The organism is Natronomonas sp. CBA1123, from assembly GCF_009741925.1.
GTDB lineage: Archaea > Halobacteriota > Halobacteria > Halobacteriales > Haloarculaceae > Natronomonas.
In genome coordinates, this window is the sequence record NZ_WPCC01000043.1 from 1 (window position 1) to 21,531 (window position 21,531).

The following is a 21,531-nucleotide window of genomic DNA, read 5'->3' on the forward strand; positions in this document are numbered from 1 at the left end:
CGGCGATGATGCCCTCCTGTGCGAGGTAGTGCTGGGCCATGTCGTCGATGCCCTTCTGACAGAAGACGACGTCGGCGCCGGAGTCCGCGATTTTCTCGACCTTCTCTCGGAGCTGTTCCTCCTCCTGGTCGAGGAACTGCTGGAGTTGGTCGGGACTGTCGAGTTGGACGGACGCGTCGGCGTCGGTCTCCTCGACCTCGATGGGTTCGTTGATGAGGAGCACGTCGGCGTCGTCGAACTGCGTCGGCATGTCGGCGTGGGCGGGGTCCTTGTCGATGACCGCGCCTTCGAGCAGTTCGCTCTCGCCGGCCGAGCGACCGGTCTGGGTCTCGATGTTGACGTACTCGAGGTCGACGATGGTCTCGCCGTCGTCTGCCTCGACGGTGACGGCCTGAACGGCGTCGACGACGAGTTGGGCGAGGACGTCCTTGTTGAGTTCCGCACCTTTGCCGGTCATCGAGGTCTCGGCGACTTTCTTGATGAGTTCGGTGTCCTCGGGGTCGACCTGACGGGCCACGTTGTCGATTTCGGCGCGGGCCTGCTCGCTGGCGAGGTGGAAGCCCTTGATGATGGCCGTCGGGTGGATGTCCTGCTCGAGCAGGTCCTCGGCGTTCTTCAGGAGTTCGCCGGCGATGGAGACGGCGGTCGTGGTGCCGTCGCCCGCCTCGTCTTCCTGTGTTTCGGCGACCTCGACGATCATCGAAGCCGTGGGGTTGTCGATGTCCATCTCTTCGAGAATGGTGACGCCGTCGTTCGTGACGGTGACGTCACCCATCGAGGAGACGAGCATCTTGTCCATCCCCTTCGGGCCGAGCGTCGACCGTACGGCCTCTGCGACCGCACGCGCCGCCGAGATGTTGTGGCTCTGGGCGTCGCGGTCCTTCATCCGCTGGGAATCCTCGCCGAGAATTATCATCGGCTGACCTCCCATTCGCTGCTGTTGGCTCATAGTCGTCCGAATGATTGTCCACGGTTCTATATAAATGTATCTGATGCGGACCGATGTCGATTGGAGACAGTACTCGACGGCAAACGGCGAGAACCGTCGTACTGCGGCGCTGTGTGAACGGTTGACTCGGCCTACATTCCGACACTGCGAGGAATCGATTCGTGTCGCTACTGGCGGGGTTTATTACAGATGGATGGTGGGACTCGGTTCGACCCGAAACGGTGGGGTCACGCCGAGACGAATCAGCGGAGCCGCTTTGCTCTTCACGTCGGGTCGTCGCAAAAGCGCCGGGACAGGGATTTGAACCCTGGATCCCTGAGGGAACACGCTTTCCAGGCGTGCGCCTTACCACTCGGCCATCCCGGCTCACCCCAATCTACCGGAGTGGTCCGTTTAAAGCCTTCGCGTTCGGTGGGGCCGTGTCACTCGCCATCGCCCTCCGAGCGGGCCCGGACCGCCGTGCCGAATCGACCCTCCGCGTAGTAGGCGGTCAACGTAGCTGCCCCGAAGACGACGAGCGTGACCGCCGCCAGCGGACCGACGCCGACGAACGCCCCGTTGGCGAGGAGATACCCCTGGTGGGCGACGAGAAACGCCAGCGCGCCGACGGCACCCCACAAGAGCGCCGACCGCTTTTCGGGCGTCACTCTCGGGTCGCCACCGCCTCGATTTCGACGGCCATCCCCAGCGGCAACGCACCGGCTTGCACCGCCGACCGCGCCGGCGGCTCGTCGTCGAAGTAACTCGCGTACGTCTCGTTCATCTCCTCGAAATCCTCGATATCGGCGAGGAACACCGTCGTCTTGAGCACGTTGTCGAGACTCGACCCGGCCTCCTCCAGTACCGCCTGAAGGTTGTCCAGCGCCCGTTCGGTCTGGACCGCGACCGGTTCGTCCTCGAGGGACTCGCCCTCGGGCGTCAGCGCAATCTGTCCGGCGGTGAACACGAGGTCGCCGTCGGTCGTCGCCTGGCTGTACGCTCCCGCCGCGGGCGGTGCGTCGTCGGTGTGAATCGTCTCTTTTCCCATACCCGACCTGCGTCGGCGTCGGACATAAAATCGGTTGCCCGAAGGTCACCCGGACAGTGGCTTACTCCACCCGAACCGTTCGGCTGTCGGTCACGGGAACGAGCGGCAGCCCCGAAAACGCGACTTCGACCTCGTAGGTCAGTTCCTCGGCGTCGCCGCCGAAAACACCGACGGGAACGGTCGTCTCGCCCAGATACCGCGTCGTCTCCGACATCTCGACGCCGTTGACCGTCACCCGAACGCCGGCGGGCGCGCCGTCGCCGTCGTTTCTCACCGTCAGTTCGGCCATCGTGTTCTCGCCGGCGGGTATCGAGTCGGGGACGCCGCTCCACTCGAAGGAGAGGTCGGGGAGCGACTCGGCCTGTTCGAGGACCCGCTCTGCGAGTCCCTCCGAGAGGCCGGCGTCGACCAGACCGCTGACGCCCGCTTGACGAACGTCGGCGGGCGTCTCCAGTCCCTCGCTGGCGAGCTTCTGGGCCCGACCCTTGCCGACACCCTCGATGGCGGTGAGGCCGACCGCCTCGGCACTGATGCCGTGTTCGAGGCGGGCCTCGATGCGGCGAACGAGGTTGGCGTCCCGTGGCGCGGCGAACCGCTCACAGAAGGCCCGAAGCGCCGCGAGCATCCGCGTCGCGTTCTGTCTGATGACCCACGCGTCGCTTTTGAGTTCGCCGGGGGTCGTCCCCGACATCGCAGACCGAAGGATGGCGAGCACCTTCCGGTTGCCAGCATCGAGGTCGTCGCCCTCCCCGTTGAGAACGGCCTTGAACGCCTCTCGCTCGTCGCGGCGGGCGGAGACGCTGTCGAACTCCCCGGCGTCGGCGACCGTCCGAAGGACGGCCGACTCGTCGATAGCGGGCGTATCGTCCGCAGCGGCACGCTCACAGAGCCGGTAGAACCCTTCGGCGGTGTCGAGTCGCAGGTAGAACTGCGAGGTGAGTTTGCCGAGGGCGGTCGGTTCGATGTCGAGTCCCGACTGGTCGACGAACCCCCCCGAGACCAGCCGCTCCAACGTGGCCGAGACGCGGTCCCGAAGCGACTCGCCCGCGTCGTACTGTTCCGGGGCGCTCTTCGCACGGGTGTAGTAGAACGTCGTCTCCAGCCACTCCATCACGTCCTCGATGTCGTCGACGACGCCCAGTGCGATTTCGGCGTTGAGGTGCGAGTCGAGTTCCCCCGCCAGCCGCGATTCGATTGGTTTGCCATCGAGGAGCAGTTGGCGGTACTTCTCGGCGTCGCTCCCGTCGCAGACGACGTAGGCGTAGCCGGCGTCGTCGTAGCCCGGCCGCCCCGCCCGCCCGAGCATCTGGAGGATGTCGAGCGGACTCATGTCGACTTCCCCCTCCAAGGGGTCGTGGAGTTTGGTGTCGCGAATGACGACACACCGCGCCGGGAGGTTCACCCCCCACGCCAGCGTCGAGGTCGAAAACAGCAGTTGAATCTTCCCCTCTTTGAACCACGCCTCGACGCGGTCTTTATCCTCCTTCGAGAGGCCGGCGTGGTGGAAGCCGACGCCGTCGATGACCGACTGCCGAAGCGTGTCGTTGTTCAGTTCCTCGGCGTCGGTGTGGAAATCGTAGTCGCCGCGAGCGCCGATATCCACGTCACGTTCGGCGATTACGTCACGGGCCTTCTCGGCGGCCCGAACCGTGTCCTGTCTGGAGGCGACGAAGACGAGCGCCTGCCCGCCGTCCTCGATGTGAGGTTGGGCGAGGTCCAGCGCCCGATACAGTCGGCGGTACTTGTCGGCGAAGGCGTTGTCGCCGTGGGCGTACGTCTCGACGCTCGCCGACAGCGGCACCGGTCGGTAGTCGTCGCCGAACTGGAAGGTACAGTCGGCGGGCGCATCCAGCCAGTCGGCCACGTCCTCGACGTTCTGCATGGTCGCCGACAGCGCGACGATACGCGGCCCACAGAGCCGACGCAATCGCGAGATGGTCACTTCCAACACCGCTCCACGGCGGTCCGAATCCAGTAGATGCACCTCGTCGATGACGACACAGTCGACGTCGGTGATGAAGGAGTACCGCGGCGAGTCGTGTTTCCGCGTCGCCGAATCGGCCTTCTCCGGCGTCATCACGAGGATGTCGGCGCGCTCGGCGCGGCGCGGGTTCAAATCCCGCTCGCCGGTGACGACGTACACCGAATACCCCAGCGACTCGAAGCGCTCCCACTCGTCTTCCTTCTCGTTGGTCAGGGCACGCAACGGCGCGAGAAACAGGGCGGTGCCGTCGTTGCGGAGCGTCCGACAGATGGCCAACTCGGCGAGGGCGGTCTTGCCGCTCGCAGTCGGCGCGCTCACGACGACGTTCTCCCCCGAATCGAGGACCGCGGGCAGCGCCTCCCGCTGCATTCGATTGAACGACTCGAAGGGGAACGCCTCGGCGAACTCGGGGACGATATCCGCGACGCCGGCGGAGGTAGACACTACCGAATGGGAGAGCGCCCCAAGTAAAAACGCATCTCTTCGAGAGCGTTAGTCGCTCCCGGCCGTCCCGTCGGCCGCCTCCGAGGCGGCGTTCGTGAACATCGGTTCCCGTCTCCAGAGGTAGTACCCACCGAGGCCGACCGCCGCGAGGACGTTCGAGACCGTCACTGCCCAGAAGACGGCGTAGATGCCCCAATCGAGTCCGCCAACCGCGAAGCCACCGACGACGACCGAGGCGGCGGGCAACGCGGCGACGGCCGCCGGGATGCGGACGCCCCAGTACTTCAGGAGGTCGACGACGAAACTCGTCCGGGTTCGGGAGGCCCCGTTGAACGCCGCCAACAGCACCGCCGAGGCGCCCATCGCGGGGTAGCCGTACGCGAGGATGGCGAGGTAGTCGACGGTGCGGTCGAAGCCGGCGGGACTGAGCGTCGGCACGAAGAGCGTCGCGAGAAAGCCGGGGAACAGCCATTGAACGAGCCCGACGGTGCCGAGCGTTCCGGCGGCGATAGCGACCCCGATTCGGACCGTGCCGTGGGCCCGGTCGGGTCGGTCGTCGCCGACGTTCTGGCCGACCATCGACTGAGTCGCGCCGCCGAATCCCGAGGCGGGAACGAACGCCACCGTCGCCACGCGGGCACCGACCGTGTAGGCGGCCAGTCCTGCGGCGCCGCCGACCGTCACGACGACGCCAACGATTGCGACGCGAGCCGACTGCCCGGCGAGCCGTTGGCCCGAAACGGGCGCTCCGATGTCCGCCAGTTCCCGGATATCGGCCACCGAAAAGCGGGCGTCAGCCACGGACAGCGAGAGACTGTCGCGGCGGCCGGCCACAAGCGCGAGCGCGGCGAGGAGGCCGACCGTATAGCCGATGCCAGTCGCGAGCGCTGCGCCCTCGACGCCCAGCGCGGGAATCCATCCGTAGCCGAGAATCAAAAGCGGGTCGAGGACGACGTTCGTCCCGACCATCACGAGGTTGATGTACAGCGTCGCGCGGGTGTCGCCCCACCCGACGAAGCCACGCTCAATGGCGTCGCTGGTGGCCGCCAACGGGAAGAACGCGGTGAACACGAGGAGGTACGCGACCGACAGCGGCGCGACGACCGGGCCGGCACCGAGCAGACGGACGAGCGACGCCCCGAAGACGAAGACGACGGCGAGCAACGCGCCACCGAGGACGAACGACAGGACGCCGCCGTTGAACACGAGACGGCGGGCGCCCGTCTCGTCGGCCGACCCGACGCGTTGGGCGACCAGAATCTGTGTCCCGACGGCGGCCGTCGCGGTGACGCCGAACATGGTCGCGATGAGCGGGAAGTTCAGGCCGACGGCGGCGACCGCGTTCTCGCCGACCCGCCCGAGCCAGAACGTATCCACCAACTGGTTGAGGACGTGAACGAGGTTCTGTGCCAGAAGCGGTAGCGCCAACGCGACCAACGTCGGCGCGATAGGACCACCGGTGATGTCCTCGCTAGAAACGTCCAGTCCCCCCATCGAACGGGGTATCGACCCCTCTATACATATCGTTTGCGGACGAAATTTACGGTCGGTCGACGGACGGCGAACAACCTCACGTTTTTGCCACGGGCGCCGAACCTAGGGGTATGAGCAGTCGGCGCCGGAAGCCGGAGTGGCTGAAGACGCGTCCGCCGAGCGGCCAGCGGTTCGCCGAAATCAAGGCGACGCTCCGCGAGCGGGACCTCCACACCGTCTGTGAGGAGGCCAACTGTCCGAACCTCGGGGACTGCTGGAGCGGCCGCAACGGCCCCGGAACGGCGACGTTCATGCTGATGGGCGACCGCTGTTCGCGAGGGTGTAACTTCTGTGACGTGGAGACGGGTGGAATGGAACCGCTCGACCCCGAGGAACCGAAAAACGTCGCCGAGGCGGTCGCCGAAATCGGCCTCGACTACGTCGTTCTCACCTCGGTCGACCGCGACGACTTAGACGACGGCGGCGCCGCCCACTTCGCCGAGACGATTCGGGAGATAAAGCGACGCGACCCATCGATTCTCGTCGAAACGCTGATTCCGGACTTTCAGGGCGACCCCGAGGACGTCCGTCGAATCATCGATGCCGAACCCGACGTCATCGCCCACAACGTCGAGACGGTCGAGCGGCTCCAGTGGCCCGTCCGGGACCGCCGGGCCGATTACGAGCAGTCGCTTTCGGTGCTCCAGCAGGTGGCCGCGGAATCCGACATCTACACGAAAACGAGCCTCATGCTCGGCGTCGGCGAGTACGACCACGAGGTGTATCGGACGCTCTCGGATTTGCGGGAACGGGACGTGGACATCGTCACCTTCGGGCAGTACCTCCAGCCCTCGCGGTCGCATCTGGAGGTGTTCGACTACGTCCACCCCGACAAGTTCGACGTCTGGAAGGCGGTCGCCGAGGAGGAGTTCGGCTTCCTCTACTGTGCGTCGGGACCGATGGTCCGGTCGTCGTTCAAGGCCGGCGAGTTCTTCGTCAAGGCGCTGCTCCGGGAGGGCAAAAGCGTCGAGGAGGCGCGCCGGAGCGCCACCGAGGCCGCCGACTGACCCGAACGGCGCCGAACTCGGTGGGCGTCCACCGGACGCGCCGTCACACTCTAATTTAACATATATTTCCGATTATCCCACCATCCATTGTTCGTTCGTCCGGATATTCCCGGATGTAAAGAACGTGGCAAAATTTACGTAAACACTATGCCGTCGGCCATTGACAGTTCGCCTATGCGACGGAGGGAGTTATGAGTACGCTACAACGCGACCCCGACGACCGGGTTCGAGTGCTCGACGAGGACGGCCGGGTCGTCGACGGCGCGGAGGTACCGGACCTCTCCGACGAGGAGCTCGTCGAGATGTATCGACAGATGCGGTTGGCACGACACTTCGACCAGCGGGCGGTCAGTCTCCAACGGCAAGGACGGATGGGGACGTACCCACCCCTGTCCGGCCAGGAGGCCGCACAGGTCGGCAGCGCCGCCGCGATGGACGACGACGATTGGATGTTCCCCAGTTACCGCGAACACGGCGCCGCCTACGTCCGGGGCGTCGACCTCGCCCAGACGCTCCGCTACTGGATGGGCGACGAGCGCGGCAACGCCCTCGAAGGACTGAACATCTTCCCCGTGGCGGTGCCCATCGCCACACAGATTCTCCACGCGACGGGCGCGGCGTGGGCGTCGAACCTGAAAGACGGCGACGACCGAAACGCCTTCCTCTGTTATTTCGGCGACGGCGCGACCTCCGAAGGTGACTTCCACGAGGGGCTGAACTTCGCCGGCGTCTTCGACGCACCCGCCGTCTTCTTCTGTAACAACAACCAGTGGGCGATTTCGGTGCCGCGGGAGCGACAGACAGCAAGCGAGACGCTGGCCCAGAAGGCGGACGCCTACGGCTTCGAGGGCGTCCAGGTCGACGGGATGGACCCGCTTGCTGTGTATCAGGTGACCCGCGAGGCCATCGAGAAGGCAAAAGCCGCCGACCCCGACGGACTGCGGCCGACGCTCATCGAGGCGGTGCAGTACCGCTTCGGCGCCCACACGACCGCCGACGACCCCTCCGTGTATCGCGACGAGGAGGAAGTCGAGAAGTGGAAGGCCAAGGACCCGATTCCGCGCTTGGAGTCGTACCTGCGGAACACCGGCGTCCTCGACGACGAGGGCGTCGACGCGGTCACCCAGTCGGTCGAAGACGAGGTCGCCGAAGCCATCACTGAAGCCGAGAGCTTCGAGCGGCCCGAGGCGACCGACATGTTCGATTACGTCTTCGAGGAACGAACCGAACGGCTCGAGGAACAGCGCGCACACCTCCAGCGGTTGCGCGAACGACACGGCGACGAGGAACTACTCGAATGAGTTCGACACAGAACCTGACACTGGTACAGGCCGTCCGAGACGGCCTGAAAAGCGAGATGCAACGCGACGACGACGTCCTCGTGATGGGCGAGGACGTGGGCAAGAACGGCGGCGTCTTCCGGGCGACAGAAGGCCTCTACGACGAGTTCGGCGAGGACCGAGTCATCGACACGCCGCTTGCCGAATCCGGCATCGTCGGCACCGCTATCGGCATGGCCGCCTACGGCCTCAAGCCGGTCCCGGAAATCCAGTTCTCCGGGTTCATGTACCCGGCGTTCGACCAGATTATCTCTCACGCCGCCCGCATGCGAACCCGCTCGCGGGGGCGATTTACCTGCCCGTTGGTGGTTCGTGCGCCCTACGGTGGCGGGATTCGGGCGCCGGAACACCACTCCGAATCGAAGGAGGCCTTCTACGCCCACGAGGCCGGCCTGAAGGTGGTCATCCCCTCGACGCCGTACGACACGAAGGGACTGCTCGCGGCGTCGATTCGTGACCCCGACCCGGTCATCTTCCTCGAACCCAAACTCATCTACCGGGCGTTCCGCGAGGAGGTGCCGGACGACGACTACACCGTCGAGTTGGGCGAGGCCGCGGTCCGACGCGAAGGCTCCGACATCTCGCTGTTCACGTGGGGTGCGATGACTCGGCCGTCGATTCAGGCCGCCGAATCCGTCGCCGAGGACGGCATCGACGTGGAGGTCATCGACCTGCGGACGCTGAAGCCGATGGACACCGACGCCATCCTCGAATCGTTCGAGAAGACCGGCCGCGCGGTCGTCGTCCACGAGGCGCCGAAGACCGGCGGTCTCGCGGGCGAAATCACGGCGACGATTCAGGAGGAGGCCCTGCTGTATCAGGAGGCGCCGGTCAACCGCGTCACCGGCTTCGACGTTCCCTACCCCCTGTACGCATTGGAGGACTACTACATGCCCGAGGACACACGCATCGAGGACGCCATCCGAGAGACCTACGAGTTCTGATATGGTACGCGAGTTCAAACTGCCCGACGTCGGCGAGGGACTGACCGAAGCGGAAATCGTCAGTTGGCTCGTCGAGGTCGGGGATACGGTACGAGAGGACCAACCGGTCGCGGAAGTCGAGACGGACAAAGCCGTCGTCGAGGTGCCCGCCCCGGTCAACGGCACCGTCCGCGAGATACTGGCCGAGGAAGGAGAGATGGTGCCAGTCGGGGAGGTCATCATTACCTTCGATGTCGAAGGTGAACCTGTCGAGGAACCGGCGGAGACGGACGCCGGAGCAGCGGACGAACCCGAACCGGCTGTCACCCCCGTCGACGAGGACGGAAGCGAGGCCCCAGCCGAGACGGCGGCCGAACCGAGCGCGAAGGGCGGCCGCGTCTTCGCCGCCCCCTCCGCACGTCGGTTGGCCCGGGAGCTCGATGTCGACATCGCGTCGGTCGCCGGCAGCGGTCCGGGCGGCCGCGTCACCGAATCCGACGTTCGTGCGGCCGCCGAAGGCGGGACGGAAGCCGAGGCCGAACCCGAAACGGAAACGTCGGAAGCAACGTCGACGGACGGCGTGCAGTCGGCGACCCGGCGAGTGAGCGACGATGACGGGGCGGAAGCCACCGAACCGGCGTCGACGAGCGCCGAGGCGGCCGACCGCGACCGGACGCTGGCCGCGCCGGCGACCCGCAAACTCGCAGAGGAGAAGGGCGTCGACCTCGACAGCGTCCCGACCGAGGAGACACGCGACGGCGAGGCGTTCGTCACGCCCGAGGCCGTCGAAGCCTACGCCGAGGCACAGCAGGCCGCCCAACAGGCCGACGCCGAGGCGGTGTCGGCGGGTGCCGCAGGCGACGGGCAAACGGTCGCCGCACCCTCCGGCGAGGACGAGCGCATCCCCTACAAGGGAATCCGGCGGACCATCGGCAAGCAGATGGAGCGCTCGAAGTTCACGGCGCCGCACGTCACCCACCACGACGAGGTGGACGTGACGCGGCTGGTGGAAACCCGCGGTAACCTCAAAGAGGAAGCCGAACAGCGCGGCACGAAACTGTCATACATGCCGTTCGTGATGAAGGCCGTCGTCGCCGGGCTCAAACAGCACCCGATGTTGAACGCCCAACTGGACGAGGACAACGAGGAAATCGTCGTCCGCGGCGACTACAACATCGGCGTCGCCACCGCGACCGAAGCAGGCCTGATGGTGCCGGTCGTCAAGAACGTCGACCGGAAGGGAATGCTCGATATCGCCGAAGAGATGAACGACCTCGTCGGGAAGGCGCGGGACCGCTCTATCGCCCGCGAGGAGATGCAGGGCGGGACGTTCTCGATTACGAACTTCGGGGCCATCGGTGGGGAGTACGCCACGCCCATCATCAACTACCCCGAGTCGGCCATCCTCGGGTTGGGCGCCATCAAGGACAAGCCGCGCGTCATCGACGGGGAGGTCGTCCCCCGGAAGGTGATGACGCTGTCTTTGTCCATCGACCACCGCGTCATCGACGGCGCGGAGGCTGCCCAGTTCGTCAACACCGTCAAGGAGTACCTCGAGACGCCCGAACTGCTGCTGTTGGAGTGAGTTCCGCGCTCGCGCGCGAGCAGAGTGTTTTTTAGGGGTCGGGAAGAACGTGGGCGTATATGTTCAAGGCTATCGTGAGCGCGGACACGCTCGGGGATGCGCTCGATTCCGTGAGCGTGCTTGTCGACGAGTGCAAAATCCGCCTCGACGAGGAGGGCCTCACGATTCGTGCGGTGGACCCGGCGAACGTCGGGATGGTCGACCTCGAACTCTCCGAGACCGCATTCGAGTCCTACGAGACCGACGGCGGCGTCATCGGCGTCAACCTCGACCGACTGGAAGACATCGTCGGGATGGCCGACTCCGGCCAGCTCGTCCACCTCGAGTTGGACGAGGAGACCCGCAAACTCCACATCCAGTTGGACGGCCTGGAGTACACGCTGGCGCTCATCGACCCCGACTCCATCCGACAGGAGCCGGACCTGCCGGACCTCGATTTGGCCGCCGAAATCGTCATCGAGGGCAAGGACATCGCCCGTGCGGTCAAAGCCGCCGACATGGTGAGCGACCACATCGCGTTGGGCGTCGACGCCGACGCCGAGGAGTTCTTCGTCGAAGCCGAGGGCGACACCGACGACGTGCATCTCGAATTGGGCCGGGAGGACCTCATCGACCTCACGGCCGGGGAGGCCCGCTCGCTGTTCTCGCTTGATTATCTGAAGGACATGAACAAGGCCATCCCGAAGGACGCCGAGGTGACGATGGAACTCGGCGAGGAGTTCCCCGTCAAGATGCACTTCGACTTCGCCGAGGGCGACGGCCACGTCACCTTCATGCTCGCGCCGCGCATCCAAAGCGAGTAACGCCGCTGTTTTCGCAGATTCCGGTAACGACCGCCGCGAGGCCGAGACTCGATACGGCTCGACCCCTACATGGGGTATGGACGACCACACGAAACACCGTCTCCTCGCAGTAGGGTCGCTTCTCGGCGCCGTCGCACACGTCGTCGCCCCGCGGGCGATGTTGGCTGGCGTCGAGTGGTGGTACAACGAAGGGCTGCAAGCCGACTTCGAGTCGAGCGAGGAAACCGTCCGGCGGGTCCGGTGGCTGGCGGTGCCGAACGCCCTCGCCGCACTCTACTTCTGGAAGCGGGCCGGCGATTCGGACTCGACATAATCGACGGCTGCCTCGGGACTCTCGACGGCTTCGAACCCAACGAGGTCGATTTCGTGAGTATCCAATCCCGCTATCGGGCGGTCGAAGACGAGCGCGTGGCCCAACTCCGAGAGCGTCCCCGCGGCGCCGTCGATGGCGATGACCGCCTCGCCGTTCATGACCACGAGGGGATTCCGAGCGTGGCCCCACCCCGTCGCGATGGGGGTCGTCACCCACTCGTTGGCCGTCTCGCGGTCCTCGCCAGGGAGGATACCGATAGTGTCGGCGTCGTGTTCCCGCGCGCCGCGACAGGCGGCTTCCATCACGCCACCGAGGCCGCCACAGACGACGGTGTGGCCGCGCTCACCGAGCAGGCGGCCGACCTCCCGCGCTTGCTCGTATGTTTCGGTGTCGATACTAGAGCCACCGATGACGGAGACGCGCATCACCGGAGACGGGGCGGGGAGCGACAGAAGAGTTTCGACGGCCGGCGGTTGGCGAGCGCAGAGCATCCGCGCGAGCAAAGCGAGCGCGGTTCACCGGTGGCGAGGCCGAAGGCCGAGTCACCGGGTCATTTTTCCCCAAGTTTTTGCGCGGGGGGTTCCCGCAGCGAGCGCAGCGAGCGAGGAAACCCCCTCGCGTAAAAAGTGGGTGTTGTTACCACTCCATGCCGCCGTTGACGGCGAGGATTTGGCCGGTCATGTAGCCGGCGTCCTCGCTGGCGACGAAGCGGACGATACCCGCCACGTCGCCGGGCGTGGCGAACCGGTCGAGTGGGATTCGCTGGAGAATCTTCTCTTGGACCCGTTCGGGAACGGTCTCCAGCATGTCGGTCTTCACGAATCCGGGAGCGACGCAGTTCGCCGTCGACCCCGAAGAAGCCAACTCCAAGGCCAACGTCCGGGTGAAGCCGAACAGCCCCGACTTCGTCGTCGCGTAGTTCGCCTGCCCGTAGTTGCCCTGCTGACCGACGACCGACGAGATGTTGATGAGTCGCCCGTCGTCGGCCGACTTGATATCGTCGAACAGACAGTGGGTGCAGTTGAACACGCCGCCGAGATTCACGTCGAGGACCCGCTGCCAGTCGTCACGGGTCATGTTTTCGAACTTCTTGTCGACGGTGATGCCGGCGTTGTTCACCAGGACATCGACCGAGCCGAAGGCGTCGTGAATCTCCGAACACATCGCTTCGACCTCGTCGTAGTCGGCGACGTTCCCCTGGACGGCGATGGCGGTACCACCTTCCGCTTCGATGGTGTCGACGACATCCTCGGCCTCGGTCACCGAGGAGCGGTAGTTCACAACGACATCGGCACCGTTTCGTCCGAGTTCTTCGGCGACCGCGCGGCCGATACCTCGGGAGGAACCGGTTACGAGACAGGTCTGGTCGTCGAGCATGGGCTAACGAACGCGCGGCGCGCTAAAAGAGTTGCCGACCGTTCGGGCGGTGGCCGGCGAGGCGGAAATGTGAGATGAGCGAGGGATGGGGAGGGGGTTACTCCAGAGCGTCCTCTATCTGCCCCTCGATGTCCTCGAGCGCCTCGGAGTCGGAGAGTTCCTCCATCCGCTCGCGGAGGTGCCGTTCACAGAGGCCGACCTTGATGTGGTCTTTCTCGACGGCGACGGCGGCCTCCTCATCACAGTAGTGACACTGCATACCCGGGGGTACGTGACCGAGCGGTTTGAACCCAGCGCTCGTCACAGCGCCGTACGGAAGCGCCGGTAGTCCTCGCGGTCCAGTCCCGCTTTTCCGAGCGTCTCCTCGTGGGCGTCGCTCCCGCCGGTGGCGAGGAGGTCGTAGGTCTCGATGGCCCGGTCCAGCGGGCGGGTATCGACCTCGCGGCCGTAGGGGTAGAACGCTCGACCGCATCGAGTTCCGAACAGCGTTCGAGTGCGGTCTCGGGGTCGTCGTATCGGTAGGGGTGTGCAAGGCCGACGATGCCGCAGGCGTCGGCGAGGACCGACCGCCCCGTCTCGAAGGAGGGGATGTCGCGGGCGACGTAACAGGGGCCGTCGTCGCCGATGAGTTCCTCGAACACCTCGCCGTACTCGTAGTCGGTGACCTCGGCGACGGCGCGGGCGATGTGGGGACGGCCGAGTCCCTCCCGCGGTTCGATTGGTAACTCGACATCGAGGCGCTTCTCGACGGACTCGATTATCCGTCGCCCCCGTTCGATGCGGTCTGTCTGGAGCGACTCGACGAGCGCGTCGAGTTCGTCCGTGCGTTCGACGCCGTAGCCGAGCAAATCGATTCGTTCGGTGTCGGTTTCGACCCGCAACTCGATGCCGTGGACGACCGTGATGCCGTCGAGATGTGCGACGGGCGTCGATAGTTCGGGATGGGTCCGGTCGTGGTCGGTGACGGCGACGACGTCGACGCTCGCCCGCTTTGCGGCGTCGGGCAGCGTCGACAGCGTCAGCGTCCCGTCGGAGTTCGTCGTGTGTACGTGAAGGTCCGCGACGACCATACTCGAAGACGGTGTGCGACCGTCAAAGCCCCCTCGCTTCCGCCGCCCGGGTTCGCTAGATGACCTTATATCCGGGGAAGGGGATTATAGCCAACATTCATGAAGGTTAGGGAAAGAGGAGTAGACATGGAACTGCTCGCGAACGTCGACGACCGAATCGATGCCCACACGTATCCCGCGACCGCGACGGAACTCATCGAGGAGTACGGCGAACTCGAACTGGAGGTTCCCAACGGCGAGGAGACGTTCGGCGAGGCACTGGGTCGTCTCGGCGACACCACTTTCGAGGACGCCGACGACGCCCGACTGGCGGCCTACTCGGCGGTGTCGAAGAACGCCATCGGCCGGGAGAACTACTCCGACCGCGATGCGCCCTCCATCGGCGAGAACGGCCCCGAACAGGTCTCCTTCTAACTCTCCTCGCGGAAGGTGCGTTCCCGCCGTTCGACGTTCACCGAGACCGGCAGGCACGTCTCACAGAAGTCGACACCGAACGGCGACAGCCTGACGCTCCCGTACACCGCTTTCGGTCGGTCCGCAGCCTCGCGGGCAGCTTCGATGTGCGATTGGGCCTCGAGCACCTGATACTGTTTGAGGTCCTCTATGGGTTCATCCGAGAAGTCGATGAGTCCGAGCCGTTCGAGGTTCTTGAGGTACACCGGCGTCCGGTCGGGGTACCGACAGCCCGCGTCGCTGCCTATCATCGTTAGGTTCTCCGCGACGAGCGTCGATTTGAACGGGATGATATTCTTGTCGCGGACGTTCATCGTCGCCTGTGTCCCCTCCTCTGCGAGCAGCCGCAGGATGCGCGCCTCGTCGGCGGCCAGTTGTTCGAGAACCGAGGGGAAGGCGGGGTGAATCGTCTCGTCACGGCCGACTTCCGCTGACTTCGAGAGGAGTCGCTCGCCGCGCTCTCGGAGCGTCTCCGCCGTTATCGGCCGGCTGTCGACGAGGTCGTCCTCGTGGGCTTCGAGCCAGTCGGCCTGTTCGTCGCCGATGTCGACGCCCGCCCGCTGGAGTTCGTCCAAGGCGATGGCGCGGCTCTCGGTGAGAAGTCGCGCCGGTGATTCGGCGTTGGCCGCGGCGTACGCCATCCGCGTGCCGGTTCGGATGCCGGATTCGACCGAATAGCCCGTCGCCCGCTGTGTCATCGCGGCGCCGATGCGCGCGATGCGGAACATGTCGTAAGTGTCGTCGGTCTCGGCGATATCCTCGGGTGGAGCCCCAGCCATGCCGGGAATGGGGAACAGCCCGCCGATGCTGCCCGAGGACGGGTCGGTGAGGTCGACGATGGCGTCCTCGAGACCGGCTCGAAACCGCTCGACGTCCTCGGGTTCGATGGCCGTCGGGTCGGCGAGGGACTCGCCGACCACGTCGAACAGTTCTTCGAGGCTCTCGGAGTCGGCCGTCGTCGTGCCGGCGACGGCTTCCTCCAAGACGGACAAGAGCCCGTCGACGTCCACGTCGTCGAGGTCGTCGGGGGCGACGATGGTCTCTTCGAGAATCGATACCAACTCCGCGAACGTCTCGGGATTCGTCTCCGAGGGGCTGGCGACGGCGTTTTCAAGCACCGAGAGGAGTCGCCGGAGTTGCCGGCCCTCGAGGGCGTCCTCGGCAGTGGCCTCCTCTAAGAGCGAGAAGACGCGCTCGACCTCGCGGGGAGCCATGTCGCCCTCCTCGACGGTGTCGACGTCGACCTCGATGTCGTCGGGGGCATCGAGCGCCTTCTCGGCGTCTTCAGGCGTATCCTCGTCGTCGGCGGGGGAGTCGCCGCTCATACGGCGGTCACCACCAGCAGTTGGAGCCAGCCAGCGACGAACCCGAGCACCGCACCGAGGACGATGAGCATCCACTCGTCTTCGATGAATGCGGGCCGGAGCAGTTGGACGAAGTTCGCCGGCGTGAGACTCCGGATGCGGTCGCATATCAGCCGTCGAATCGACTCGCTGCGCTCGGCGTTGAACTCGGGGTCCGACAGCGGCGATATCGTCCGGTCGACGCTCTCTTCGGCGAACCGCTCCCGGACGCGCTCGTACTCGTCGCTGCCCGTCGTCATGCGGACGAGCGGGCCGGCGAGACCGACGGCGCGGTCGACTTCCGGTCGGATGGCGTCTCGAATCATCTTTCGTGTGCGGTCCGATTGGCTTCCGTACATGAGGTTTTCGGCGACGTTGGAAATCGTGACGATTTCGTCGGCGACGATTTCGGCGTACTTCTCTGCGGCTTCCGGTTGGCGTTTGATGAACAGCCCTTGCAGTCGGAACGGGCCGAGACGTCGCTCTTCGATGGGGAGGAAGATGATTTTCAGGGCAATCCAGTTGGTCATGTAACCGACGGCGACGCCCGCCATCGGAAGCACCCACCAGCGGTCGATGTAGAGGAAAAGCGGGATGGTGAACACGCCGAGGAACGTGCCGAGGAGGAACCCGGAGTTGACGATGAACTTCAGTTCGCGGTCGCCGACTTCGAGGAACAGCCGATTGAGCAACTCGGGATTCTCGTCGAGGTGGTTCGTTATCATGAGGTTGATGTCGAGCAGTTCGTCGATGTTCTCGCCGATTCGTTCGGTAATCTCGTCGGCGATACGGGGCAGTTGCGCCTGAACGCGGGCGTGTATCAGTTCTCGAACCGGCTGAGGGGTGTCGTTCCACAGCCCCGGATGCTCCTCGCGGAGCGTCTCGTCGGTGAGTCGGCGGATTTCGTCCTCGGAGTTGGTGACGATGTGGGTGGCGATTTCCTCGGGGTCGAACTCCTCGTAGAACTCCCGCTCGGTCGCGATTCGGGCGATACCCTTCTCGGCGGCGATGGTACCCATCCGGGCGGATCGGGAGGGGATGATGCCCTGCCAGCCGACGCGACCCTCCATCACGCCGGGTATCTGCTGGATTTTCCGCGGTAGACTCGGGGCGACGCTCTTCAGCCCCGGGAGCCGGAATCCGGCGAACTCGACGGGGTGAAACAGCATTCGGATGGCGACCCAGTTGGTCCCGTAGCCGATAATCCCGGTGATGAAGGGGATGAGTACCAGTCGCCACTGGAGGCCGTACGGAAGTCCCGGGAGGAAATCGACGAGGGATATCACGCTTGAGTCTCCGTGGTGAAACTGACGGCGAGACCGTCCACCTCCCGGCACCGCACCGCGGAGCGTCGAATCGACGCGTTCGGGCGAGTGACGGCGTTCCGGGACGGCTCGCTTCCTGTCACGTTTCTGTATTTTGGTAATGGGACTTTAATTTACACGTCTCGGGTCGCCGCCAACTGGCGACCCGCGTTCGTGGTTTTTGGGTTCTTGATGCCATCCAATGGTAACAGATGTATTCTAGTGCCAACCTTTAAGTTATTCGTTCGCCAATAGGAAAACGGGTGGTGCAACGAACGGACGGTTCGCCGGCGGCGAACCCGGTCTCCGACCGGGCCGTCGTTCCCCTCGATGGCCGGTCTCGTCCCATCGGCCGGCCTCGCTCGGCGCCGTCCGCTCGTCCCATACCGGAATCCAACTATGACTGACGACGACAACTCACCGATTGCCACGCTGTTCCAACTGCAACGCGACACGATTAGACAGACCGAAGACGTCATCGAGGACGTCATGACCCTGCCACGGGAGATGAGCGACACCGTCTACGGCGGCGTCGACACTCAACGCGACATCCAACGGCAGGCGCTCCGGCTCTCCCGGCAGTCGGTGCACACGTCCCTGGACGCCGCCGAGTCCGTCTCGGGTGGCTCCTCGACGCTCGAAGACCTCCGTGACTCCGTCGACGAGACGTTCGACACCCTCGAAGAGCAGTCCGACGAGGCCTACGACACCCTCGACGAGGAGTACGACTCCGTCGGCGAGAGCTACGACGAGTTCAGCGAGGACGCCCTCGAAAACCTCAGCACGCAGCTGGAGTTCCTCATCGACCTCAACGAGGACCTCGAGGGGCAACTCGTCGACGCCGTCGAGGAGTTCACCGAGCAACTGGAGGAGCTGCAGGACCAACTCGACGAGCAGGCCGAGGACGCCCAGGGGCGCGTCTCCGAGCAGGCCGACGACCTCGCCGACCGCTTCGAGGACCAACTCCAACAGCTCTCCGAGCAGTTCGAAGAGCAGGCCGACCGCTTCAACGAACTCGAGGACCGCCTCGAGGACGTCACCGTCGGCGGCGACGAAGACGACGAGTAACGCAGCGACGCGACCGCTCCTCGTCCACGTTCCGTTTTTCCCTCTTTCGGCCGAACCAGCGACCGCGCCGAAAACGAACCGTCCTCAGGCCTCCCGCAGTTGCCGCAACACGTCGGGCGCGTCGGCCAAGGCGTCGTCGAGTGCGTCGACGTCGGGGCCGCCGCCCTGTGCGAAGTCCGGTGGACCGCCGCCGCCGCCACCGACCTTCGCGGCGAGTTCACCGACGACCGACCCCGCGTTGAGGTCGACGCCGTCGGGTACCGCGACGACGAACGTCGCACCGTCGAGGCCACTACCGAGGACGGCGACCTTCCCCTCGTCGGCGAGAGCGTTGGCCGTCGCCCGGAGTTCCTCCATGTCGGCGTCGACCCGCTGGACGACCGCCGTCGCCTCGCCGAGGTCGACCTCGGTGGCGTCGTCTCCGCCGCCCTGTGCGCGCACCTCGGCGAGTTGCTCCTTGAGGTCCTCGATTTGCTTGCCGCGCTGCTTCCACTCCGAGAAGAACCGCGTGGCGGTGTCGGGGACCTCCTGTGGCGAGACGTCGAAGGTATCGGCCGCCTCGTAGAGGGCGTCCTCGGTGCGCTGGGTGGCCTCGATTGCGGCGTCGCCCGCCGCGAACGTCAGCCGCTCGACGCCGTCCTGAACCCGCTCCGTCGAGAGGATTTTGATGGTGCCGATGTCGCCGGTTCGGGTGACGTGGGTGCCCGCACAGGCCTGTACGTCCTCTGCGACCCGGATGAGTCGGAGGTTCTGTCCCGGCGGGATGCCGCCCTGATACAGGTCGAAGCCGTGTTCCTCCTCGGCCTCGTGGCGGTCGGGCCACTCCTGTTTCACCGCGACGTTGTCGGTGACGAGGTCGTTTGCGACCCGCTCGATGCGTTTGACCTCCTCGCGACTGATGCGCTCGTAGTGGCGGATGTCGAACCGCGAGGAGTCGGTGCCCTTCTGGGCGCCGGCCTGCCGGACGTGCTCGCCGAGGACCTCCCGGGCCGCGTAGCCGACGATGTGGGTCGCGGTGTGGTGTTGCATCAGCCGCTTGCGCCGGGTCGCGTCGATTTGTCCACGGACGAACTCGCCTTTCCCCGGACTCTCGTCGGTACGATGGAGGACGACGCCGTCGACTTCCTGGACGTCCGTGACCTCGACGGTCACCTCGTCGGTGGCGAGCGTTCCCGTGTCCGCGGGCTGGCCGCCGCCTTCGGGGTAGAACATCGTCTGGTCGAGCGCCACGTCGTAGTGGGTTTCGTCGTCGACTTCCCGTTCGATGACGTCTAAGACGACCGCCTCGAAGTCGGTCCGTTCGGGGTCCTCGTAGTACAGTTTCTCCGTGTCGGGGAGGTCGGCGATGCGGTCGTCGTCGGTTTCGGCTCCCTCCTCTTCTTCGAAAGCCTCCTCGCCGCCGTGGCGGGCCGCGACCAGCGAGTAGAAGTCGTCGGGAATCTCCACGTCCGCACCGTGGTCGGCCGCGATGTCTTCGACCATGTCCGGCTGGATGCCGTGGGAGTCGTACAACTCGAGGACTTCTTCCAGTGGGATGGGGTCGCCCTTCGCCGCGTAGTCGCTGGCGAGGCGTTCGACCTGTCGGCCGCCGCGTTCGAGCGTCTCGCGGTACTTCTCGACTTCCGTGCGGACGATGTCGCGGACGGTGTCGCGGTTCTCGTAGCCGAGCCGTTCGGCCTGCATGTCGACGAGTTCGTCCAGCGGCGCGTCGACGCCCGCGGTGTCACAGAGTCGCTTGGTCCGGCGCAACACCATTCGGGCGAGATACCCCGTGCCGACGTTCGAGGGGACGATGCCGTCGCCGAACATGTAGGCGAGCGTCCGGCAGTGGTCGGCGATGGCGTAGATGTCCTCCAGCGGTTCGACGAGTTCGCGGAGGCGACTCGTCGACACGTCGAGTTTGTCGGCGATGTTGTCGCGGGCCGCCTCCACGTCGTCGACGTCGTCGATATCGAGTTGCCCGGAGAGCCGGGCCGCGCGGTTGACGAGTGCCTCCTCGTCGTCGGTGTATTCGAGGCCGGCGTTGTCCTTCAGGAAGGCAATCATCTCGGGGTAGACGGCCTCGTACACCGTCGGGGTCCCCTGGGACATCCAGGTCCACCGCTCTAACCCGTAGCCGGTGTCGACGATGTAGGTGTCCATGTAGGAGTAGGTGTTCCCGTCTTTGAGTTCGTACTCGCCGTCGGGGTCCTGCTCCATGCACATGAAGACGAGGGTGGCCAACTCCAGGCCGCGATAGATGACCTCGATTGCGGGGCCGGCGTTGCCGCCGCCGACCCACGGGTCCTCGATGTACGTTACGTCCTCGATGTCGGCGCCCAACTCCGCCAGCAGCGTATCGCAGTACTCGACGGTTTCGTCCTTCCAGTACACCTCGCCCTCGTAGGCGTACTGGCCGGGGTCGTCGAGGTCTTCGCGGGCGTTGAACGCGTGGTGGGCCATCATCTCGAAGGCCATCGTGTGTCGGCCCGTCTTGCCGACGTTGTCGATGTCCTGCATCCGGATGCAGGGTTGAGAGACGGTCAGCGGGTTCGCCGGCGGCGGCGTCTTCCCGGAGGTGACGAGCGGCTGGAAGTCGTAAATCGAGGCCTGGGTCAACAGCACGTCGTCGCGCCAGCGGTTCGCCGCGACCGGGTAAGGGTCGATGCGCTCGTGGCCGTGCTCCTCGAAAAACGAGAGGAACGCCTCGCGCATCTCCTCTAAACTGTACTCGTCCTCGAACCCCGGTTCGTCGATGAACTCGTAGTCGGCACACGGTGGCTCCCCACACAGTTCTCGCTCCTCGTCGCGGGTCCAGAAGTGTGCTCCACACGACGGGCACTCCTTCCGTACGAACCCCTCGTCGTGGAAATACTCGAGCTGATACTCCTCGTCGAGGTCACTCATTACTCCTGTTTGGCCCGTCGGCGGCTAAAGGGTTTTCGAGGCGCTCGGACCGCCCGAATCGGGTGCGAACCGAATCGATACTCCCGTTTTCACGGATTCGCTTCCCGCGACGCCAAACGCTC

At 65.4% G+C, this 21,531-nt stretch carries 19 protein-coding genes, 1 tRNA gene and 1 pseudogene; 8 read left to right on the plus strand and 13 right to left on the minus strand.

Annotation, left to right across the window (positions count from 1 at the left end; genetic code table 11):
* From thsB to GJ631_RS15220, 6 genes are all read right to left on the minus strand, one after another.
* On the minus strand, window positions 1–949 hold a 949-nt coding region (gene thsB / locus GJ631_RS15195), incomplete at its 3' end, for a thermosome subunit beta (protein WP_370518693.1).
* Between the two features lie 285 nt (window positions 950–1,234).
* A tRNA-Ser gene (locus tag GJ631_RS15200) sits at window positions 1,235–1,315 on the minus strand.
* A gap of 56 nt (window positions 1,316–1,371) precedes the next feature.
* Window positions 1,372–1,596, minus strand: a complete 225-nt coding sequence (locus GJ631_RS15205; RefSeq protein WP_370518694.1) for a hypothetical protein — start codon at window positions 1,594–1,596, stop codon at window positions 1,372–1,374.
* Complete coding sequence (locus tag GJ631_RS15210) at window positions 1,593–1,976, minus strand: Rid family detoxifying hydrolase (protein ID WP_156709969.1); 384 nt, start codon at window positions 1,974–1,976, stop codon at window positions 1,593–1,595. Before GJ631_RS15210 ends, GJ631_RS15205 begins: the two co-directional genes overlap by 4 nt.
* 61 nt (window positions 1,977–2,037) lie before the next feature.
* On the minus strand, window positions 2,038–4,404 hold the full coding sequence (locus GJ631_RS15215) for a DEAD/DEAH box helicase (protein WP_370518695.1): 2,367 nt from the start codon (window positions 4,402–4,404) through the stop codon (window positions 2,038–2,040).
* 48 nt (window positions 4,405–4,452) lie between these two features.
* Entirely contained in the window at window positions 4,453–5,898 is a 1,446-nt protein-coding gene (locus tag GJ631_RS15220; protein ID WP_156709970.1) for an MATE family efflux transporter, read from the minus strand.
* Between the two features lie 44 nt (window positions 5,899–5,942).
* Between GJ631_RS15220 and lipA the strand changes: the two genes are divergently transcribed.
* The 6 genes from lipA (at window position 5,943) to GJ631_RS15250 (ending at window position 11,908) form a co-directional block, all read left to right on the plus strand.
* On the plus strand, window positions 5,943–6,944 hold the full coding sequence (gene lipA / locus GJ631_RS15225) for a lipoyl synthase (protein ID WP_370518696.1): 1,002 nt from the start codon (window positions 5,943–5,945) through the stop codon (window positions 6,942–6,944).
* Between the two features lie 191 nt (window positions 6,945–7,135).
* Entirely contained in the window at window positions 7,136–8,245 is a 1,110-nt protein-coding gene (gene pdhA / locus GJ631_RS15230) for a pyruvate dehydrogenase (acetyl-transferring) E1 component subunit alpha (RefSeq protein WP_156709972.1), read from the plus strand.
* Window positions 8,242–9,228, plus strand: coding sequence for an alpha-ketoacid dehydrogenase subunit beta (locus GJ631_RS15235; RefSeq protein ID WP_156709973.1), 987 nt, complete (start codon window positions 8,242–8,244; stop codon window positions 9,226–9,228). Before pdhA ends, GJ631_RS15235 begins: the two co-directional genes overlap by 4 nt.
* A gap of 1 nt (window position 9,229) precedes the next feature.
* On the plus strand, window positions 9,230–10,792 hold the full coding sequence (locus GJ631_RS15240; RefSeq protein ID WP_156709974.1) for a 2-oxo acid dehydrogenase subunit E2: 1,563 nt from the start codon (window positions 9,230–9,232) through the stop codon (window positions 10,790–10,792).
* Between the two features lie 59 nt (window positions 10,793–10,851).
* Window positions 10,852–11,595 carry a DNA polymerase sliding clamp gene (locus GJ631_RS15245; RefSeq protein WP_156709975.1) on the plus strand — a complete coding sequence of 248 codons (744 nt, stop codon included), beginning with the start codon at window positions 10,852–10,854 and terminating at the stop codon, window positions 11,593–11,595.
* A gap of 76 nt (window positions 11,596–11,671) precedes the next feature.
* A complete protein-coding gene (locus GJ631_RS15250; RefSeq protein WP_156709976.1) occupies window positions 11,672–11,908 on the plus strand; it encodes a hypothetical protein in 237 nt (78 codons plus the stop codon).
* Here GJ631_RS15250 and GJ631_RS15255 read toward each other — a convergent pair.
* The 4 genes and pseudogenes from GJ631_RS15255 to GJ631_RS15265 all read right to left on the minus strand — a co-directional run bounded on the left by GJ631_RS15255 (window position 11,869) and on the right by GJ631_RS15265 (window position 14,355).
* The gene (locus GJ631_RS15255; RefSeq protein ID WP_156709977.1) at window positions 11,869–12,333 is read right to left on the minus strand and encodes a TIGR00725 family protein; all 465 of its coding nucleotides are present in this window, start codon (window positions 12,331–12,333) and stop codon (window positions 11,869–11,871) included. The two genes, GJ631_RS15250 and GJ631_RS15255, sit on opposite strands and share 40 nt — an antisense overlap.
* Window positions 12,334–12,544: 211 nt before the next feature.
* Window positions 12,545–13,285, minus strand: a complete 741-nt coding sequence (locus GJ631_RS15260) for a beta-ketoacyl-ACP reductase (RefSeq protein ID WP_156709978.1) — start codon at window positions 13,283–13,285, stop codon at window positions 12,545–12,547.
* Window positions 13,286–13,382: 97 nt separating this feature from the next.
* On the minus strand, window positions 13,383–13,544 hold the full coding sequence (locus GJ631_RS18740; protein ID WP_178915806.1) for a DUF6757 family protein: 162 nt from the start codon (window positions 13,542–13,544) through the stop codon (window positions 13,383–13,385).
* Window positions 13,545–13,585: 41 nt separating this feature from the next.
* Window positions 13,586–14,355, minus strand: a pseudogene (locus GJ631_RS15265) (PHP domain-containing protein).
* A 126-nt stretch (window positions 14,356–14,481) separates the two neighbouring features.
* Here GJ631_RS15265 and GJ631_RS15270 point away from each other — a divergent pair.
* Window positions 14,482–14,769, plus strand: a complete 288-nt coding sequence (locus tag GJ631_RS15270; protein ID WP_156709979.1) for a DUF2795 domain-containing protein — start codon at window positions 14,482–14,484, stop codon at window positions 14,767–14,769.
* On the opposite strand, the gene GJ631_RS15275 is transcribed toward GJ631_RS15270, so the two are convergent.
* Both GJ631_RS15275 and GJ631_RS15280 read right to left on the minus strand, forming a co-directional pair.
* On the minus strand, window positions 14,766–16,133 hold the full coding sequence (locus tag GJ631_RS15275) for a DUF4393 domain-containing protein (protein WP_156709980.1): 1,368 nt from the start codon (window positions 16,131–16,133) through the stop codon (window positions 14,766–14,768). The genes GJ631_RS15270 and GJ631_RS15275 overlap by 4 nt on opposite strands.
* Window positions 16,130–17,437 carry a hypothetical protein gene (locus GJ631_RS15280; protein WP_197425113.1) on the minus strand — a complete coding sequence of 436 codons (1,308 nt, stop codon included), beginning with the start codon at window positions 17,435–17,437 and terminating at the stop codon, window positions 16,130–16,132. The genes GJ631_RS15275 and GJ631_RS15280 overlap by 4 nt, the downstream gene beginning before the upstream one ends.
* 417 nt (window positions 17,438–17,854) lie before the next feature.
* Here GJ631_RS15280 and GJ631_RS15285 point away from each other — a divergent pair, with 417 nt between their 5' ends.
* Complete coding sequence (locus GJ631_RS15285) at window positions 17,855–18,523, plus strand: hypothetical protein (protein ID WP_156709981.1); 669 nt, start codon at window positions 17,855–17,857, stop codon at window positions 18,521–18,523.
* Window positions 18,524–18,607: 84 nt separating this feature from the next.
* On the opposite strand, the gene alaS is transcribed toward GJ631_RS15285, so the two are convergent.
* Window positions 18,608–21,409 (minus strand): alanine--tRNA ligase, encoded by a 2,802-nt coding sequence (alaS, locus tag GJ631_RS15290; RefSeq protein WP_156709982.1) that lies wholly within the window; start codon window positions 21,407–21,409, stop codon window positions 18,608–18,610.
* Window positions 21,410–21,531 lie beyond the last annotated feature (122 nt).

What these genes read in the sequence shown, in the direction of transcription:
- GJ631_RS15250 (WP_156709976.1), top strand. Translation starts at nt 11,672, where the DNA reads ATGGACGACCACACGAAACACCGTCTCCTCGCAGTAGGGTCGCTTCTC.
- GJ631_RS15210 (WP_156709969.1), bottom strand. Translation starts at nt 1,976, where the DNA reads ATGGGAAAAGAGACGATTCACACCGACGACGCACCGCCCGCGGCGGGA.
- GJ631_RS15285 (WP_156709981.1), top strand. Translation starts at nt 17,855, where the DNA reads ATGACTGACGACGACAACTCACCGATTGCCACGCTGTTCCAACTGCAA.
- GJ631_RS15255 (WP_156709977.1), bottom strand. Translation starts at nt 12,333, where the DNA reads ATGCGCGTCTCCGTCATCGGTGGCTCTAGTATCGACACCGAAACATAC.
- GJ631_RS15240 (WP_156709974.1), top strand. Translation starts at nt 9,230, where the DNA reads ATGGTACGCGAGTTCAAACTGCCCGACGTCGGCGAGGGACTGACCGAA.
- GJ631_RS15270 (WP_156709979.1), top strand. Translation starts at nt 14,482, where the DNA reads ATGGAACTGCTCGCGAACGTCGACGACCGAATCGATGCCCACACGTAT.
- pdhA (WP_156709972.1), top strand. Translation starts at nt 7,136, where the DNA reads ATGAGTACGCTACAACGCGACCCCGACGACCGGGTTCGAGTGCTCGAC.
- GJ631_RS15235 (WP_156709973.1), top strand. Translation starts at nt 8,242, where the DNA reads ATGAGTTCGACACAGAACCTGACACTGGTACAGGCCGTCCGAGACGGC.
- GJ631_RS15220 (WP_156709970.1), bottom strand. Translation starts at nt 5,898, where the DNA reads ATGGGGGGACTGGACGTTTCTAGCGAGGACATCACCGGTGGTCCTATC.
- GJ631_RS18740 (WP_178915806.1), bottom strand. Translation starts at nt 13,544, where the DNA reads ATGCAGTGTCACTACTGTGATGAGGAGGCCGCCGTCGCCGTCGAGAAA.
- GJ631_RS15260 (WP_156709978.1), bottom strand. Translation starts at nt 13,285, where the DNA reads ATGCTCGACGACCAGACCTGTCTCGTAACCGGTTCCTCCCGAGGTATC.
- alaS (WP_156709982.1), bottom strand. Translation starts at nt 21,409, where the DNA reads ATGAGTGACCTCGACGAGGAGTATCAGCTCGAGTATTTCCACGACGAG.
- GJ631_RS15245 (WP_156709975.1), top strand. Translation starts at nt 10,852, where the DNA reads ATGTTCAAGGCTATCGTGAGCGCGGACACGCTCGGGGATGCGCTCGAT.
- GJ631_RS15275 (WP_156709980.1), bottom strand. Translation starts at nt 16,133, where the DNA reads ATGAGCGGCGACTCCCCCGCCGACGACGAGGATACGCCTGAAGACGCC.